General features: G+C 63.2%; 12 protein-coding genes. 2 read left to right on the top strand and 10 right to left on the bottom strand.

What is annotated here, in order from left to right; genetic code table 11:
• Positions 1–10: 10 nt before the first annotated feature.
• The 9 genes from rfbG to P3T40_RS04475 all read right to left on the bottom strand — a co-directional run bounded on the left by rfbG (position 11) and on the right by P3T40_RS04475 (position 12,935).
• Positions 11–1,126, bottom strand: a complete 1,116-nt coding sequence (gene rfbG, locus P3T40_RS04435; protein ID WP_429266453.1) for a CDP-glucose 4,6-dehydratase — start codon at positions 1,124–1,126, stop codon at positions 11–13.
• Positions 1,126–1,902: a glucose-1-phosphate cytidylyltransferase gene (gene rfbF / locus P3T40_RS04440; RefSeq protein WP_429266454.1), complete on the bottom strand. Its 777-nt coding sequence runs from the start codon at positions 1,900–1,902 to the stop codon at positions 1,126–1,128. Before rfbF ends, rfbG begins: the two co-directional genes overlap by 1 nt.
• 74 nt (positions 1,903–1,976) lie before the next feature.
• Positions 1,977–2,747, bottom strand: a complete 771-nt coding sequence (locus P3T40_RS04445; RefSeq protein WP_429266455.1) for a cephalosporin hydroxylase family protein — start codon at positions 2,745–2,747, stop codon at positions 1,977–1,979.
• Between the two features lie 35 nt (positions 2,748–2,782).
• Positions 2,783–3,634, bottom strand: a complete 852-nt coding sequence (locus tag P3T40_RS04450; protein WP_429266456.1) for an NAD-dependent epimerase/dehydratase family protein — start codon at positions 3,632–3,634, stop codon at positions 2,783–2,785.
• Between the two features lie 159 nt (positions 3,635–3,793).
• The gene (locus P3T40_RS04455) at positions 3,794–6,415 is read right to left on the bottom strand and encodes a tetratricopeptide repeat protein (protein WP_429266457.1); all 2,622 of its coding nucleotides are present in this window, start codon (positions 6,413–6,415) and stop codon (positions 3,794–3,796) included.
• Entirely contained in the window at positions 6,412–9,069 is a 2,658-nt protein-coding gene (locus tag P3T40_RS04460; protein WP_429266458.1) for a tetratricopeptide repeat protein, read from the bottom strand. The genes P3T40_RS04455 and P3T40_RS04460 overlap by 4 nt, the downstream gene beginning before the upstream one ends.
• A gap of 237 nt (positions 9,070–9,306) precedes the next feature.
• Complete coding sequence (fliT, locus tag P3T40_RS04465) at positions 9,307–9,624, bottom strand: flagellar protein FliT (protein ID WP_429266459.1); 318 nt, start codon at positions 9,622–9,624, stop codon at positions 9,307–9,309.
• A gap of 26 nt (positions 9,625–9,650) precedes the next feature.
• Positions 9,651–11,246, bottom strand: a complete 1,596-nt coding sequence (gene fliD / locus P3T40_RS04470; protein WP_429266460.1) for a flagellar filament capping protein FliD — start codon at positions 11,244–11,246, stop codon at positions 9,651–9,653.
• A 177-nt stretch (positions 11,247–11,423) separates the two neighbouring features.
• Positions 11,424–12,935 carry a flagellin gene (locus tag P3T40_RS04475; protein WP_429266461.1) on the bottom strand — a complete coding sequence of 504 codons (1,512 nt, stop codon included), beginning with the start codon at positions 12,933–12,935 and terminating at the stop codon, positions 11,424–11,426.
• A gap of 279 nt (positions 12,936–13,214) precedes the next feature.
• Here P3T40_RS04475 and P3T40_RS04480 point away from each other — a divergent pair, with 279 nt between their 5' ends.
• Both P3T40_RS04480 and rpsU read left to right on the top strand, forming a co-directional pair.
• The gene (locus tag P3T40_RS04480; RefSeq protein WP_429266462.1) at positions 13,215–14,171 is read left to right on the top strand and encodes an aldo/keto reductase; all 957 of its coding nucleotides are present in this window, start codon (positions 13,215–13,217) and stop codon (positions 14,169–14,171) included.
• Between the two features lie 303 nt (positions 14,172–14,474).
• Positions 14,475–14,687 carry a 30S ribosomal protein S21 gene (gene rpsU / locus P3T40_RS04485; RefSeq protein WP_074262890.1) on the top strand — a complete coding sequence of 71 codons (213 nt, stop codon included), beginning with the start codon at positions 14,475–14,477 and terminating at the stop codon, positions 14,685–14,687.
• 123 nt (positions 14,688–14,810) lie between these two features.
• Here rpsU and P3T40_RS04490 read toward each other — a convergent pair whose 3' ends face one another.
• Complete coding sequence (locus tag P3T40_RS04490) at positions 14,811–15,236, bottom strand: hypothetical protein (RefSeq protein WP_429266610.1); 426 nt, start codon at positions 15,234–15,236, stop codon at positions 14,811–14,813.
• Positions 15,237–15,329 lie beyond the last annotated feature (93 nt).

The raw sequence follows: 15,329 nt of genomic DNA on the forward strand, positions 1-15,329 counted from the left end.
AATCCTCGCATCAATTGACAGCAGGCGCAGTCGTTTCGGTTGCTGTCACGCCAATTCTGGCTTCGTAGCGCCCGATTTGCTCGAGCGTGATTTGCCGTACGCTAGCGCCGGCTTGTCGTGCGCGGTGCCACTGCGCGATCCAGACGAGCGCTTCCTCCAGTTCGAGCCACGATCCCCAGCCAAGCTCGCGGCGCGACTTGCTGGCGTCCAGCAACAACAGTCCCGTCTCGTGCGGAGCGCTGGCTTCGGCCTGCACAGTGAACGACGCGCCGTCGCCAAGCGCCGACGTAAGTGCGGCAGCTATTTCGTCGACGGCGCGCATGTCGTCGGCGCGAGGCCCGAAGTTCCATGCCCCGGAATAATGTTCAGGGCTCCTGTGCAGGCGCTCGGCGAGCGCAAGATATCCCGCGAGCGGCTCCAGCACGTGCTGCCAGGGGCGAACCGCGCGTGGGCGGCGCACGATCGCGGGGGCGCCGCGCTCGAATGCGCGCAACAGGTCGGGTACCAGGCGGTCGACAGCCCAGTCGCCACCGCCGATCACATTGCCGGCCCGAGCGCTGGCAATGCCTACGCGCGCTACCGCACCCGTGGCGGACGCGAAGAACGAGCGTTGATAGGCGGCGGTGACCAGTTCCGAACATGCCTTACTGTTGCTATACGGATCGTAGCCGCCGAGCCGGTCGCTTTCCGCGTAAGCGTGCGTGCTTTCAAGATTTTCGTAGCATTTGTCACTTGTCACGTTGACCACGGCGCGCACGCTGCCGATCTGGCGAACCGCGTCGAGCACGTGAACGGTGCCCATCACATTGGTCCCGTACGTGTCGACCGGGTCCACATAAGAGCGCCTGACCAGCGATTGCGCGGCGAGGTGAAACACCACTTCGGGCCGCGCGGCGTTCATAGCGTCGCGTATGGCGGCCAGATCCCGCACGTCGCCGCTAACGGATTGCATACCCCGCGCCACCTCGGCTTCTGCGAATAGCGATGGCTGGGTGGGGGCGTCAAGAGAAAAGCCTGTGACCTGTGCGCCGAGCTGCTGCAGCCATAGGCACAACCAGCTTCCCTTGAAGCCGGTGTGGCCGGTCACGAAGACGCGCCGACCGAGCCAGAAGCGAGTGTCGTTCATCACCAGGTCTTCCAGGGCGCTTTGCCAGTTGCCCAGATCGCATCGAGCTGATGCTTGTCGCGCAAGGTGTCCATCGGTTGCCAGAATCCGTTGTGGCGATACGTCTGCAGTTCTCCGTTAGCGGCTAGCTGCTCCATCGGTGCGGATTCCCACGGCGTCGCATCGTCGGCGATGTAGTCGAGCACGCGTGGTGAGGCGACGAAATAGCCGCCATTGATCCACGACGTGCCATCCTGTGGCTTCTCCGTGAAACCCACCACGGCATTCTCGTCATCGGCGAACTGCAGCACGCCGTAGCGTCCCGGCGGCTGCACGCCGGTCACGGTGGCGAGGCGGCCATGACGCTTGTGAAAACGCACCAGTTCGGTGATGTTGACGTCGCCAACACCGTCACCATAGGTGAAGCAAAACGCGTCTTCGTCGCGCAGCAGATGCGACGCGCGCTTCAGGCGACCGCCGGTCATGGAATGCTCGCCGGTATCGATCAGCGTGACCCGCCACGGTTCGGCGTAGCGCTGATGTACCTCCATGCTGTTCTTCGCAAGGTCGAAGGTGACGTCGGACGAGTGCAGGAAGTAGTTGGCAAAATACTCCTTGATCACATAGCCCTTGTAGCCACAGCAGATGATGAAGTCGGTCATCCCGTGCGAGGCGTAGATCTTCATGATGTGCCACAGGATCGGCCGGTCGCCGACTGTGACCATCGGCTTCGGACGCGACTGTGTCTCTTCGGATAAACGCGAGCCGAGCCCGCCAGCGAGAATGACGACTTTCATTTCGATTTGCTTCGTGCAGGATGTGGACTACGGTTAGCCATTGCCGGCTCCGGAACCTGAACGCCTCACGCGTATCAGCGAACGCGTTTGAGATAGCCTTCGGGCGCCACGGAAATCAGCAGTTTGTTATCGATCTGCCAGTCGACCTCGAACTCCGGGTGTCGTGCGACGTAGGCCCTGACGGCCGTTTTCGGATTGTTGCCGACGTCCCATGGCCGGTCGGGATAGCTGCCGGCCGGCATGTCCTCGATGAGCGTATCGAAGGCGACACAGTAGCTGCCGGGCGTGACCAGTGGCGCGTAGGCCTCAAGTTCGGCGAGCACGTGTTCGTGCGTGTGGTTCGAGTCGAGGCAGACCAGCACCGTTTGCCAACCTTCCGCATGACGGCGCACCTGGTCGATGACCTCGGGGGCGGTCGACGAACCCTGGATCATATCGATCCGGTTTGCCAACGGATGGGCTTCGATCGCGTGGCGATTGTGCGCACGGATGTCGATATCGATGCCGAGCACACGGCGCCTGGGGCGGCTCGGATCGAGCATCTGCTTGCTTTCGACCGCGTCGCAATAGTCGAGCAATGCCAGCATCGACGCGCTCAGGATCAGGGAGCCGCCATGCGCGATCCCGGTCTCGATGATGAGGTCCGGCCGCACTTTCCAGATCAGCTCCTGCATCGCGACCATGTCCTGTGGATACTGGATGATCGGACGGCCAAGCGAGGCGAAGTTGTACGAATAGCGTTGCTCGGCGCTGAGCCGCAGAAACGCCTGACCCGCATCGCGCAGCTCGGCATTCTCGCCGTTAGCCGCGATACGCTCCCGCACTTCCTGTTGGAAATCATTCATGGGCGATACCGGTGTAGTTGAAGTTTGAAGCTGGGTCATGACGTCTCCAGTAGCTGCTCGAGTTTGCGCGGCACGCCCCAGAACGCCATCGGCTCATAGTCGGGGTAGGGGTAGTGACCCAGATCGAGCGCAATCCGCCAGTCGTTGTCACGCAGCCATTGTTCGACCATTCCGCGAACCGAGCGTGGCGTTCCCGAGCAGACATTCAAGGTCCCGATGTCCTCTTGCCTGAGCGCCAGCTCGACGAGCTGCTTTGCCACCTCGCTGACGCGTAAATAGTCGCGTAGCTGTTCGCCCCCAGACATCCTGAAAACGGGGTCGCCTCGCTCCACAGCCTGCTTGAGTTGCGGCAAGAGCGAGGTGGGGGCTTGCCCTTCGCCGTGCATGAAGAAGAGCCGTGCCCAGGTCAGCTTGAATGCAGAACCGCTCTCGCGTTGCAGGTATTCGAGTTGGCGGCGTAGCGTGTCCTTGGCAAATCCGTACGGCGTGACCGGGGCAGTCGGGTCGGTCTCACTGAGGGCGCCTGAACGCAAGCCATACTCGAGGCAGGTTCCTGCGACGAGCAATGATTTCAGTCCCGCGTCGGTCAATTGCCGCAAGAACGCATAGTGCGCGGGGAGTTCCACCTCGAAATGCCTGAGCGAGCGATAGTTCGGCAGGCCGCCCCAAGCGAGGTGGATCAGCACGTCAGGACGGCCGAGTGCCTCGAAGGCTTGCCCGGGCGCTGAGGACAGGTCGAGGTTGACCCATTTCACGTTGGCCAGGTGCGGCTCATCGAGCGAGTGGCTGCGCCTTGTCGCGACGACACCAAGATCGCGCGAGGCGAGTTCAGCGAGCACATGCCGGCCGACAAATCCGGTTGCGCCGGTGATGGCGACTTTGGTCATGAGAAGGCTGCGTCGAGTCTGAAGTGGCGTTTGCGGATTGGAAATACCTGATGCGAAGTCTACGGGGCGCTGTACCGAAGCATTCCGAGGAACAGCGGCCTAAACGCTGGTCAATTCGTGAGGCGCCCGGCAACGCAGCAAGCCAGGCGATCTGCGCCGTCAGGTGCGATGCCGGTGCAAGGCGCCGTGGCCCTCGTGGGGGCTGACGTCGAACGATTCGGCCGGCAAGCCGTCGCACCAGCGTTGCCACATGATGCGCAGCGCAGCGCTTGCGCCCGTGGCGATCATGTCCGGGCGGAACATCGGTGACTGCAGGCAGCGCTCGCGCATGCCGGCGCGCAGCGCGGCGAGCGCCGGCAGGTCCGCCGCGGCGGCAATGCCGCGGCGCACGAAGTCCTGCGCATCAGTGGCAACGAATTCTTCCAGCCCGGCATGCCCCATCGCAGTGGCGCCGCTGCGGCCGGGCACCGTCCGGCCGGGCAGCGTCAGGGTCGGCACGCCCATCCACAACGACTGGAGGGCCGTGGTGAGGCCGCCGAACGGCAGGGTATCGAGACAGATATCGACATGATGATGCTGCTGCAGAAAGACCGGCACCGACGCGCGCTCGCGGAAGTTGAGGCGTTCGCGAGCGATGCCCTCTTCGGCGAACCAGTCGGCCAGCCGCTCAGTGGCGCTGCCGTCGGCCGGCATGGCGCCGATCAGCATGCGCGAGGTCGGCAATGCGTGCAGCAGTTGCGACCACAGCGCGATGACATCGCGGCGTAGTTTGTTGAGCCGGTTGAAACTGCCGAACGTGATGTAGCCCTTGTGCAGGGCGGGCAGCAGGTTGACGGGCGGGGCATTGCGCTCGGGCAGGAACGGCGCGAGCGCGGGCAACCGCGCGATCTTTTCGGTGAACTGACTGCTGTACTGTTCGGAGGGCACCCAGAAACGGTCGGCCATGAAGTAGTCGACCGCGCTTAGGCCGGTCGTGCCGGGGTAGCCGATCCAACTGGCCTGGACCGGAGCCGGCTTGCATGCCATTACCAGCAGACGGTTATTGGCCGTGTGTCCGGCGAGGTCGATCAGGATATCGATTCCATCGGTGCGGATCAGGTTGGCCACCGTGTGGTCAGGAGTACCGTAAATGTCTTTCCAACCGGCGAAATGGCCGCGTAGCCGCTCAGTCACTTCGTCGACACGTGGTGTATTGGAGTAGGCATGCAGGCACAGGCTGGCGTCGCGAGCGAGATAGGGCAGCACGGGTTCTAGGAAGCTCGCCACTGCATGACGGCGGAAGTCGCCAGAAATGAGGCCGATCCTTAGCAGGCGTTCTGGCTCCTTCGGATTGGTGTGCTGCGGCCAGTGCGCCTTGCGCGGTGTTTCGAATTGGGCGCCGAACCGGCGATGCTCAGCGAACAGCCCGGCAGGCTCCGCCGCTTCGCTGTGGGTCAGACAGAGCAGCAGATTGCTCCTGGTCTGGTCGCCGTCTGGGCCATGCTCGAGCGAGCGCTGGAACCACACGGCCGCCTCGGTGAGCCGCCCCAGCCTCATGTACAGCAAGCCCAGCGTGTTGGGCGCCAGAGCGGTATTCGGCGCCGCCTCCACCGCGCGCAAGCACACTTGTTCGGCTTCGTCGAATTGTCCCGTCGACATCAGGACGATGCCAAGGATGCGCAGTCCTTCCGCGTGGCGCGGGGCCAATTCAAGCAGTTGCCGGCAGGCTTGCCCCGCTTCCTCGTGCCGGCCTTTCGCTTCCAGGATGGCGGCGCACACCTGGAGCGCGTCGACATCGCGTGGGTTCAGCTCGCGGGCACGCAGCAACGCCGAGAGCGCATCGTCGTAACGATTCAGCCGGTACAGCGAAATACCGAGCAACTTCCAGCCCATTGCGTGTTGCGGGAACTGTTCTACGAGGATGCTCGCGCCCGCTTCTGCTTCGCTGAAGCGCCCGCCGTTGAACAACGCCACCACCGTGTCGACTTGCTGACGGGGCGGCTGCGCGACGGGGCCGTCGCGCTCGTGACTGGCGTTCGTGTGCTTTGCCGTTGTGGCTAGCGGCCCACGCTCCTGTGGGGAAGACGCCTTTTGCTCGCCAGAAGGCGGCTTCGACACAGGGCTGGCGGTCTGCGTGGAGAGCGCGGTCATCCGTGCGATCAGGGCATCTGCGAGCGGGCCGCTCATGCCACGTTGTTGCCCCATCTCCAGCGCGATCCAGGCGGCCTTCATCTGCCCGGACTGGACTAATGCATCGACGTAGCTAATCCAGTACTGGCCAATTCCCGGGCTGGCGCCGAGGGCCGTTTCGAGAAGGGGAATCGCGGCGTCAGGCTGGCCGAGGCGAAGCGCAATGACGCCCAGCCTGTGGTTCGCCTCGGGATGGTGCGGGTAGGTTTGCAGAACGGTTTGATATTGCTTGCCCGCCTCGGCGTATCGGCCAGGTTGGTCCAGCGCGAGCGCCTCGTGCATGGCCGTAGCTGCGTGCAGATGGCGCGCAAGTTCGGCGTCGGCTGGCAGCAATGCGGCACCTCTGCGCAGCGGTTCGAGTGCGCCGGCGAGGTTGCCGCGCCTCAGGTATCCATAGGCGAGCGTTTTCCAGCCGAGGCCTTCAGCGGGCAGAAGTTCGACCATCCGCCGGGCCAGCGCGTCGCCCTCGTCATGCAGGCCGCGGGCCGTCAGCGTCCCGAGGGTCGCGATGAATTCGCCCGCCAGCGCGGCGCGCTGGGCGGCGTCCGGTTCGTCGAATGCCTGGACATGTTGATGATTCACGGTCTGCTGCAGCTCGGCGTCGATAGTCATGAATTGCCGTGGGCGTCCGCGACCACGGGTGAGCCAGCGCTGCGTTCGTCCGTCCGCGCCGCATCGTAGACGTCGAACGATTCGGCCGGTAAGCCGTTGCACCAGCGCCGCCACATCACACGCAGCGCCTCGCTTGCGCCTGCGGCGATCATCTCGGGGCGGAACATCGGCGACTGCATGCAGCGCTCGCGCATGCCGGCGCGCAGCGTCGCCAGCGCCGGCAGATCCGCCGCGGCGGCGATGCCGCGGCGCACGAAGTCCTGCTCGTCGATGGCGACGTATTCTTCCAGCCCGGCGTGTCCCATCGCGGTGGCACCACTGCGGCCGGGTACCGTCGGGCCGGGCAGCGTCAAGGTCGGCACACCCATCCACAACGACTGGAGAGCCGTGGTGAGGCCACCGAACGGCAGCGTATCGAGGCAGATGTCGACATGGTGATGCTGTTGCAGGAAGACCGGCACCGTCCCGCGCGGGCGGAAATCAAGACGATCGCGCGCGATGCCCTCTTCTGCGAACCAGCCGGCCAGCCGCCCGGTGGCGCTGCCGTCGGTCGGCATGGCGCCGATCAGCATGCGCGAAGTCGGCAGTGCGCGCAGCAGTTGGGACCACAGCGCGACGACCTCGCGGTGCAGTTTATCCAGCCGGTTGAAGCTGCCAAACGTGACATAGCCCTTGTGCAAGGCAGGCAGCAGGTTGACGGGCGGAGCTTCGCGCTCGGGCAGGAACGGTGCGAGCGCGGGCAGCCGTGCGATCTTTTCGGTGAACTGGCTGCTATACCGTTCGGAGGGCACCCAGAAGCGGTCGGCCATGAAATAGTCGACCGCGCTCATGCCGGTCGTGCCGGGGTGGCCGATCCAGCTCGCCTGGAGCGGGGCCGGCTTGTACGCCATCACCACCAGGCGATTTTCAGCCGTGTGACCGGCGAGGTCGATCAGGATATCGATCCCGTCGGCGCGGATCAGGCCGGCCACGATGTCGGAGCCGACCTGACAGATATTGTGCCAGCCGACGAATTGACGGCGCATCCGCTCGGTGACTTCGTCAGAGCCTGGTGTATTCGAGTAGGCATACAGGGACAAGCTGGCGTCGCGGGCGAGGTGTTGCAGCACGGGTTCGAAGAAGCTCGCCACCGCGTGACGGCGGAAGTCGCCGGAAATGAAGCCGACGCGCAGCGGGCGCTCCGGATCTTTCTTATTGGCGTGCTTCGGCCAATTCGGCTTGAGCGGCGTTTCGAAATGCTTGCCGAACCGGCGATGCTCGGCAAACAGCGCGACAGGGTCCAGTTCCTCGCTGTGAGTCAGAGAGAAAAGCAGGTTGCTCCAGTTGAGGTCCCTACTGGGATCCAGTTCAATAGCGCGCCGATATTGCGCGCTTGCCTCGGCAAGCCGTCCTTGCTTCATGTAGACGGTGCCCAGCGTAGTGGGGACGAGAGCGGATTCGGGCATGCCCTGCAAGGCCTGCAGACAGGCCTGCTCGGCTTCGTCGAGCCGTGTCAGCGACATCAGGATGATGCTGAGAATGCGCAGCGCCTCCGGGTTGTTCGGGGACACTTCGAGGAACTCCCGGCAGGCGCGTTCCGCTTCCTCGTGCTTGCCCGTCCCCTCCAGCACGGTGGCGGAAATATGCAGCACCTGGCTGTCCCGCGGACTGAGTTCACGCGCTGTCGCCATGGGCTTCACCGCCTCGGCATAGCGGCCGAGGTTGTAGAGCGAAATGCCGAGCACCTTCCAGCCGAGCGGATGCTGCGGGAACGCCTCGACGAGCGCGCGTGCACGGGCTTCGGCTTCGTTGAAGCGCCTTGCATTGAATAGGGCAACTGCGTCTTCGAGATGCTGGCGGGGCGGTTCTGCGATGACCTCCTGGTTCGGCTGACCGCTGGTCTTCGCGGACTCCGCCGGGGTCAGCTTGGGCTTCGGCTGCTGGGCCGCCGGCCCCCGGGGAGCGGTAACGAAGCGCCGAAGTCGCTGCAGCCTCGCGTCCGTATCGTTGGACAGCGTGCTCATCAGGGAGATCAGGTTTTCTGCAACCGGGCCCGTCATGCCGTGCTGTTGGCCCATCTCCAATGCGATCCAGGCGGCCTTCAACTGGCCGGACTGGATCAGTGCGTCGACGTAGTTGGCCCAGTACTGGCCGTTGCCTGGATTGGCGCCTAGCGCCGTTTCGAGAAGGGGGATCGCGGCTTCGGGCTGGCTGAGGCGAAGCGCCACGACGCCAAGCCTGTGGCTCGCGTCAGGATGGTTCGGATAGGCTTGGAGAACCATCTGATACTGCTTGCCCGCCTCGGCGTAGCGGCCGGACCGGTCTAGCAGGAGGCCCTCGTGCATGGCCGTGGCCGCCTGCAGATGACGCGCGAGTTCGGCGTCCGGCGGCAGCAGTGTGGCGCACTGGCGCAGCGGCTCGCGCGCGCCGAGGAGGTTGCCGCGCCGCAGGTGCGCGTAGGCGAGCGTCTTCCAGCCGAAGCCTTCGGTGGGTACGAGTGTGACCATCTGCCGGGCCAGCGCTTCGGCCTCGTCGTGCAAGCCGCGGGCCGTCAGCGTCTCGATGGTCGCGATGAATTCGCCGGCCAGTGCGGCAAGCTGCGCGGCGTTTGGTTCGTCGGACGCCGGGGCTTGTTGATGATTCACAGTCTGCTGCAGGTCGGCATCGGTACTCATGATTTCCTTGGAGCCCCGCGGAATGGGCCTAGGATGAGTCTACCGATTCGCCTTTTGGGCGATTCAGGGAGCAACGATGGGATTTCCCGCCATTTCGCCGGGTAGGGCGAGGGCGCGCCAAGAAAAAAAGCCCGCGCAAGGCGGGCTCGAGTCGAACGAGCGCGCCTTTACATCGGCGCGTTTATTGTTGATGTCTTGTCGGGTTCGTACCTGCGAACCCGGGCATGCGTCCGTGGCCTACAGCAGGGCAGCGCGGTGATAGGCCTTTACCGTGCCCGCACGGTCCATTGCCCCGCGATATTCCGAGGCCAGTTCGGACTGGGCGCGCGACGCATCGCGCAGGATCGCGTCCCCGATTGCCTGAATCCGACGAACGAGTTCAAGCGAGCGGGGCTGCTGATTCGCCTGGATCGACTGCAGCAGCGGCGAGCGCTCTTCCCCGAGGCGCGCCGCATGCCGCCAGTCGGCGAGGTTGACGGCGTGTTCCATTGCTTGCGTCAGCTCGAACACACGTTCGACAAGCTGAACCTGATCCTGGCCGTGCTCTTGCGTCATGGTTGACCTTCGAACGTTATGGCGGGTTACGAGGACGATGCACCGGTGGCCAGCGCGCCGGCACTGTTGGTGCCGCCGAACAGGGCCGTCAGATATTTCGAATCGCTGTTGGTGCTGGCCATCAAGGAATTCAGCGCGGTGAACTCGTTGGTGTATTGCGAAGTCAACTGTGCCTCGTAGGCTGTCAGCGCCGTCGCCTGGGTCTTCACGCTCTGCAGATCGGCCGTGTACTGGGCGGTCCGTTGATCGAGGACGCCGCCGCTTTCCGAGAACGTGTTGACCGCGGCGTTCAACTGTTGCCCAAGGCCGTTGGTCATGTTGAACAGTGCGGCAACCTGCGTCGGGTTGTTTTGCACGGCGTTGTCGAGGGTGGCCGTATTGACCGACAAGGTGCCGCTGTCACTCGAACCGTCCGATACCAGCGTGATGCCGATCGATGCAAGCGACACAGTGCCGTTCGGGCCCGGGACGCCACTCGAAACCAGGTTGCCGAGCATGTTCTGGACCGCAGTGAGCGCCGAATCGCCGAGCAGCGGGCCGGACGACGAGCTTGAAGTTGCGCCGGCGGTAAACGAGGTCTGCGCAGCCATCAGGCTCACGACCGCGTTGTAGTCGGACACGAAATTCGTGATGTCGCTCTCGATCGTCGTCGGGTCCGACGCCACCGTCAGCGTTTGCGTTGTTCCGACGGCGGCGGAGGCGATATTCAATGTCACGCCGGTCAGCGCAGTGCTGTCCGAATTGGTGGCGCTGGACACCGGCGTGCCGTTCAGCGTGAATTGAGCGTTTTGCGCCGCGGCTCCTTGGGTCCAGGTGTTGGGGTACGACGAGTTCGTGCCCGTCGAGGTGATCGTCGATGCGCCGATTGCACCGGCCGTGGTGCCGGCGCCTGCTGTGGACGTCACGCCAAGGGCCGACAGTCCGGTGTCGGTCGTAGCATTGACGACGACGTTGATCGTGTTGGTCTGACCAGTTCCCGTCGCCTGGAGTACGAGGTGGGCGCCGTCGGAGCCGTTGACGACCTGCGCCGTAAGGCCAGGGTTGCTGCTCGAGGAGTTGATCGCCGCGGCGATCCCAGTCAGGCTGTTGTTCGATGACGTGACGTTAAGACTCATCGACTTGCCGCCGACCGAGATGGTCATGGTGCCGGTGCCCAGCGAGTTGGCCTCTGACGAACTGAACGCCCCCGAGGTGAGGCTTTGCGCCTGGGCGATCTGTGTCACGTCCACGGAGTAGGTGCCTGCCGTTACGCCCGCGCCGGCCGTCGCACTCAGGCCGTTGCCGCTGGCAGTCGCAGTGAAGGTCGCCTGCAACTGTCCGTTGAAGAGCGGAGCAAGACCGACCTGAAGCTGCGATAGGGCCGCCTGAAGCTGGCCGTACGATGAAATCTCGGCGGTGTCGGTGGCGGACTCGTCCTGCAAAGCGGCACTTTGAGCGGCGACTTTTGACGTGACGAGCGCCGATACGATGGTCGAGGTGTCGAGAGTCGTATCGCCCGTTACACCACTGATCAAAGACTGTCCTGCTTCCTGCAACGCAGACTGCGCAGCCGCGGCAGCAGCAGCAGCAGCTTGTGCAGCCGACTCTGGCGGGGTCGAACTGGTACCGGTTACGGACGACATGAAAGATTCCTCAAAAGATCCGGATCACGCGACAAATCGCAATTGACGTGGTCGATTCGAAGTGGACGTCTTGAGAGAAAATCTCCCATCTGCGCCCGGATAAAACGTCTACGCGGACGAGCTCCTGGCGTTAGCCAGTGGCTCGTCCGCGCTCGCATACTGCGCGAGACTACTACCTTATTGCAACAGCTTCAGTACGCTCTGCGGCAGCGAGTTTGCCTGAGCCAGCACCGAGATACCCGCTTGCTGGAGCACCTGCGCCGAGCTCAGGTTCGCCGTTTCCGTTGCGAAGTCCGCGTCGGTGATCTGCGATTGAGCGCTCGACAGGTCGGTCGACTCGTCCTGCTGCGACGTCGCAATGCCGGTGAAGCGGTTTTGCGCTGCGCCGAGCGATGCTTGCAGGTTGCTCACGGTTGCCAACGCGTTCTGGACGATTTCCATCGCGAGAGTCGCGCCTGCCGTGGTGCTGACGTTGACGGCTGACACCGAGGTCGGTGCGTTGTTGATGTTGATCTGACCCATCGTCGAAACGAGCCCGCCAGCGTCGGCGGCCGTGGTGGGGGTAGTCGAGGCGCCTGCAGTGTCGACTGCGCCGTCAAACGTGCTGGTCGGCGGAGTAGCCGAAAACCCGATGGTGCCCGGGGTTGCGGTGGTTCCGGTCAGCGAGCCATTGGTGATGGCGAACAGTCCAGCCGTTGCGGCGCTCGACAACTGTTGGCCGTTCTGGTCCAGCAACGTGAAGCCGCCTTGGCCGTTCGCCTCGACGGTAACCGAAGTGATGATGTTCGCGATGCCTGTCGACGCCACATCGAGGCCGGTGGTCGGGTCGACCGAGATGCCCGAGATCGTGCCGAGGACGGCGCCCGCGGTCGTTACCGTGGTTGCCGCGCTTTGGATCGAGGTCATTTCGTTCGCTTGATTCAGGCCGTTGTTAGCAGCCGTGGACAGCGAAACCGATGCGATGCCGTTGGTCGTCGTGGTCGTGAACAGGTTGGCTGCCGTTCCAGACGAAATCACCGCGCCGTTTTGGTCGGTGTAGCTAAAGCCGCCTTCGCCGTTCGCCACCACGTTGATCGAGGTGATCGCGCCCGGGGTGCCCGACGTGTTTTCCGAGCCATCCGAGTTCAGGTTGAGGCCCGAGAGCGTGCCAACCGTGTTGCCGGCTTCCACGTAGCCGCCGCCGAGCGATTCAGCCGACAGGCCTTGGCTCAGGTCGAGCGAAACGGTCTGGCCAACTGCTGCGCCAACCTGAACGTTGATCACGCCAGCCGTGCCGTCCAGCAGGTTCAAGCCGTTATAGCTGGTTTGCGAAGCAATACGGTTCACTTCCTGGATCTGCTGCGCCACGTCTTGTTGCAGTGCTTGCTGGTCGCTCGGTGCCAGCGTGCCGCCAGCGGCTTCGCCAGCGAGCGAGCGGATCGTTTGCAGGCTCTGCGTGATCTGGGTCAGGCCCGTGCTGGCCGTTTCCACCATCGAGACTGCGTCGTTCGCGTTCGACACACCTTGGGTCAAGCCGTTGATCGACGTTTGCAGCGTGGTCGAGATCGCCAGGCCTGCCGCATCGTCGGCCGCGCTGTTGATGCGCTTGCCCGACGACAGACGCGTAATCGCTTGCGTCAGTGCAGAACCCGAACCGTTCAGGTTTTCCTGAGCGATCATCGACGGGATATTACTGTTGATGCTGAGCATGAATTTCTCCCAAGAGGCTGTTGGCCTAAAGTTACTGCCACGTTGACATGGGCGGAGCACTCGTTCATTGCTGGCCGCCTCTGAGCAGGATGTCGGCGCCGGAAAAAAAAACTTGAGGGACTTTATTCAACACGCACTCAATTCTTTTACATTGAATTACGGCGTTGGCCGGTCGAAAGGAGGCTTAAGAGGTCTGTTGGTCAAGCGTTGGCGCGGTCGGCAGAGGTGGAAAAGTCGGCGTATTCTTTTGTTCGACTAGTCGGAATCCTTGGAGAAATCATGCAAAGACGCAAGATCGGCAATTCGAAATTAGAGGTTGCGCCGCTCATGTTCGGCGGCAATGTGTTTGGCTGGAGCGCGGACGAAGCGGCTTCCTTTACGATACTCGATGCGTTCGTGGACGCCGGCCTGAACTTCATCGATACCGCGGATGTTTACTCCGTCTGGGTGCCGGGCAACCAGGGCGGCGAGTCGGAAACCATCCTCGGCAAATGGTTTCGTCGCAGCGGTAAGCGCGAGCAGATCGTGCTGGCGACCAAGGTGGCCAAGCACCCGCAACGGAAGGGGCTGTCCGCCGGCAACATCCAGGCGGCCGTCGAGGATTCGTTGCGCCGTCTGCAAACCGATTACATAGACGTGTATTTCTCCCACGAGGATGCGAGCGATACACCACTTGCCGAGACGCTCGGCGCCTATCAGCGGCTGATCGAGGCGGGCAAGGTGAGGGTGATCGGCGCATCGAATTACAGCGGCGAGCGTATTCGCGAGGCGCTGGCGGTATCGCGCCAGCACGGCCTGCCTGAGTATCAGATCATCCAGCCCGAATACAATCTTTACGACCGTGAAGCCTATGAGACCGACCTCGAACCGGTGGTGCTGGCTGAGCACCTGAGTTCGGTCGTGTACTACAGTCTTGCAAGTGGCTTTCTGTCAGGGAAATACCGCTCGGCGGCCGATCTGGGTAAGAGTAGTGCGCGCGGCAGCCGGGTCGAAAAGTACCTGAACGAGCGCGGCACGCGGATCCTCGATGCACTCGACACCGTGGCCGACCAGCACGGCAGCACACCCGCCGCCGTGGCGCTCGCATGGCTGATCGCGCGGCCCAGCGTGACGGCGCCCATTGCCAGCGCGACTTCGGTGCAACAGCTTGAAAGCCTTGCCGCGGCTGTCCACCTGATGCTGACCGGCGCGGACACGCGCCTGCTCGATGACGCAAGTGCCTGGCGGAATGGCTAAAATGGTGGTAGGCACGTTATTTTCCTGATATTATCGGGAGTGAATTGAGATCTTTGCCTGTTTCGTCTGCTCTTGGACGGGCGAAGCGGCAACAGACGCGGCGCTTACGATGTGCGTCTGCCCGCGTTAAGCGGTGAACTCCCCACCTCTCTTTTCCGGCCCTCCGTGGCCGCTTGCCTCTCGCTTCGTGCATGGTTACGTTTTCCTGTTATTGGCCATGAAATCGAAGCGACCGGAGGACCGGCGCGTGAGCGGTATGCCGCCACGCAATTACCCGTATCCAGCGATTTAGTTAGGAATTACATGACGACGATTCTTCTGAAGGAAAACGAGCCGTTCGAAGTGGCGATCCGCCGCTTTCGTCGCGCAATCGAAAAGAACGGCCTGATCGCAGAACTGCGTGAACGCCAATCGTACGAAAAGCCGACGACGGCACGTAAGCGTAAGAAAGCGGCTGCTGTGAAGCGCCTGCACAAGCGCCTGCGCAGCCAGCAGCTGCCGAAAAAGCTGCACTAAGCACGCTTTTCAAGCACAGCCGAACGGCGGTGTGAGCTTCGAAAGAAGCCACATCGCCGTTTTGCATTGTGGGGCGCGATCAGGGCGGTTTCGCGGCCGTCGGGTGGTTAAGCTATCGAACGGTCAGGCTGCGTTTTTCACCCGTGCGGCGGATACCCCGAACTGGCGGGCGATCGACATCAGCCGGTCCTGCCATTCCCACGGGCCGAACACGTCATGGACGTTTTGCAGGCAACTGAGCAGATCGACCGTGGCGGGGTCGTAAATATTGATGCGCGCGCGCAGTAGTGCCTTTTTCAGTGCGGCGATGCCGACGTCCATATAGGCAGGCACTTCGACCGGCGTCTTGCCGATATAGCGGACCGGAATCCCTTCCATCGCCGTCATATAGTCGCGCGGCTTGATGAAGCTGCCGACCGGGCAGCCACCGCAGTAACCCCGATAGGCGCCGCCGCCGCGAGGAAGAAGTGCGGCGCACCCTTGGCCGTCGAGGTGGCTGACGGCTCGGTCGAATATCTCCTGATGCGTCAGGAAGTTCAGACTTTTCATGGTGGTTCTCCCCTGCGGTGTGGGCGCAGCGGTCATTCGTTCGTTGTTTGAGTACGTTTCGTAGCGGGCGACGCGTCGCCAACGCGGTGCGGC

This window comes from Paraburkholderia sp. EB58, assembly GCF_050436665.1.
Taxonomy (GTDB): domain Bacteria; phylum Pseudomonadota; class Gammaproteobacteria; order Burkholderiales; family Burkholderiaceae; genus Paraburkholderia.

What these genes read in the sequence shown, in the direction of transcription:
- rpsU (WP_074262890.1), top strand. Translation starts at nt 14,475, where the DNA reads ATGACGACGATTCTTCTGAAGGAAAACGAGCCGTTCGAAGTGGCGATC.
- P3T40_RS04480 (WP_429266462.1), top strand. Translation starts at nt 13,215, where the DNA reads ATGCAAAGACGCAAGATCGGCAATTCGAAATTAGAGGTTGCGCCGCTC.
- P3T40_RS04445 (WP_429266455.1), bottom strand. Translation starts at nt 2,747, where the DNA reads ATGAATGATTTCCAACAGGAAGTGCGGGAGCGTATCGCGGCTAACGGC.
- P3T40_RS04455 (WP_429266457.1), bottom strand. Translation starts at nt 6,415, where the DNA reads ATGACTATCGACGCCGAGCTGCAGCAGACCGTGAATCATCAACATGTC.
- fliD (WP_429266460.1), bottom strand. Translation starts at nt 11,246, where the DNA reads ATGTCGTCCGTAACCGGTACCAGTTCGACCCCGCCAGAGTCGGCTGCA.
- rfbF (WP_429266454.1), bottom strand. Translation starts at nt 1,902, where the DNA reads ATGAAAGTCGTCATTCTCGCTGGCGGGCTCGGCTCGCGTTTATCCGAA.
- fliT (WP_429266459.1), bottom strand. Translation starts at nt 9,624, where the DNA reads ATGACGCAAGAGCACGGCCAGGATCAGGTTCAGCTTGTCGAACGTGTG.
- P3T40_RS04475 (WP_429266461.1), bottom strand. Translation starts at nt 12,935, where the DNA reads ATGCTCAGCATCAACAGTAATATCCCGTCGATGATCGCTCAGGAAAAC.
- P3T40_RS04490 (WP_429266610.1), bottom strand. Translation starts at nt 15,236, where the DNA reads ATGAAAAGTCTGAACTTCCTGACGCATCAGGAGATATTCGACCGAGCC.
- P3T40_RS04450 (WP_429266456.1), bottom strand. Translation starts at nt 3,634, where the DNA reads ATGACCAAAGTCGCCATCACCGGCGCAACCGGATTTGTCGGCCGGCAT.
- P3T40_RS04460 (WP_429266458.1), bottom strand. Translation starts at nt 9,069, where the DNA reads ATGAGTACCGATGCCGACCTGCAGCAGACTGTGAATCATCAACAAGCC.
- rfbG (WP_429266453.1), bottom strand. Translation starts at nt 1,126, where the DNA reads ATGAACGACACTCGCTTCTGGCTCGGTCGGCGCGTCTTCGTGACCGGC.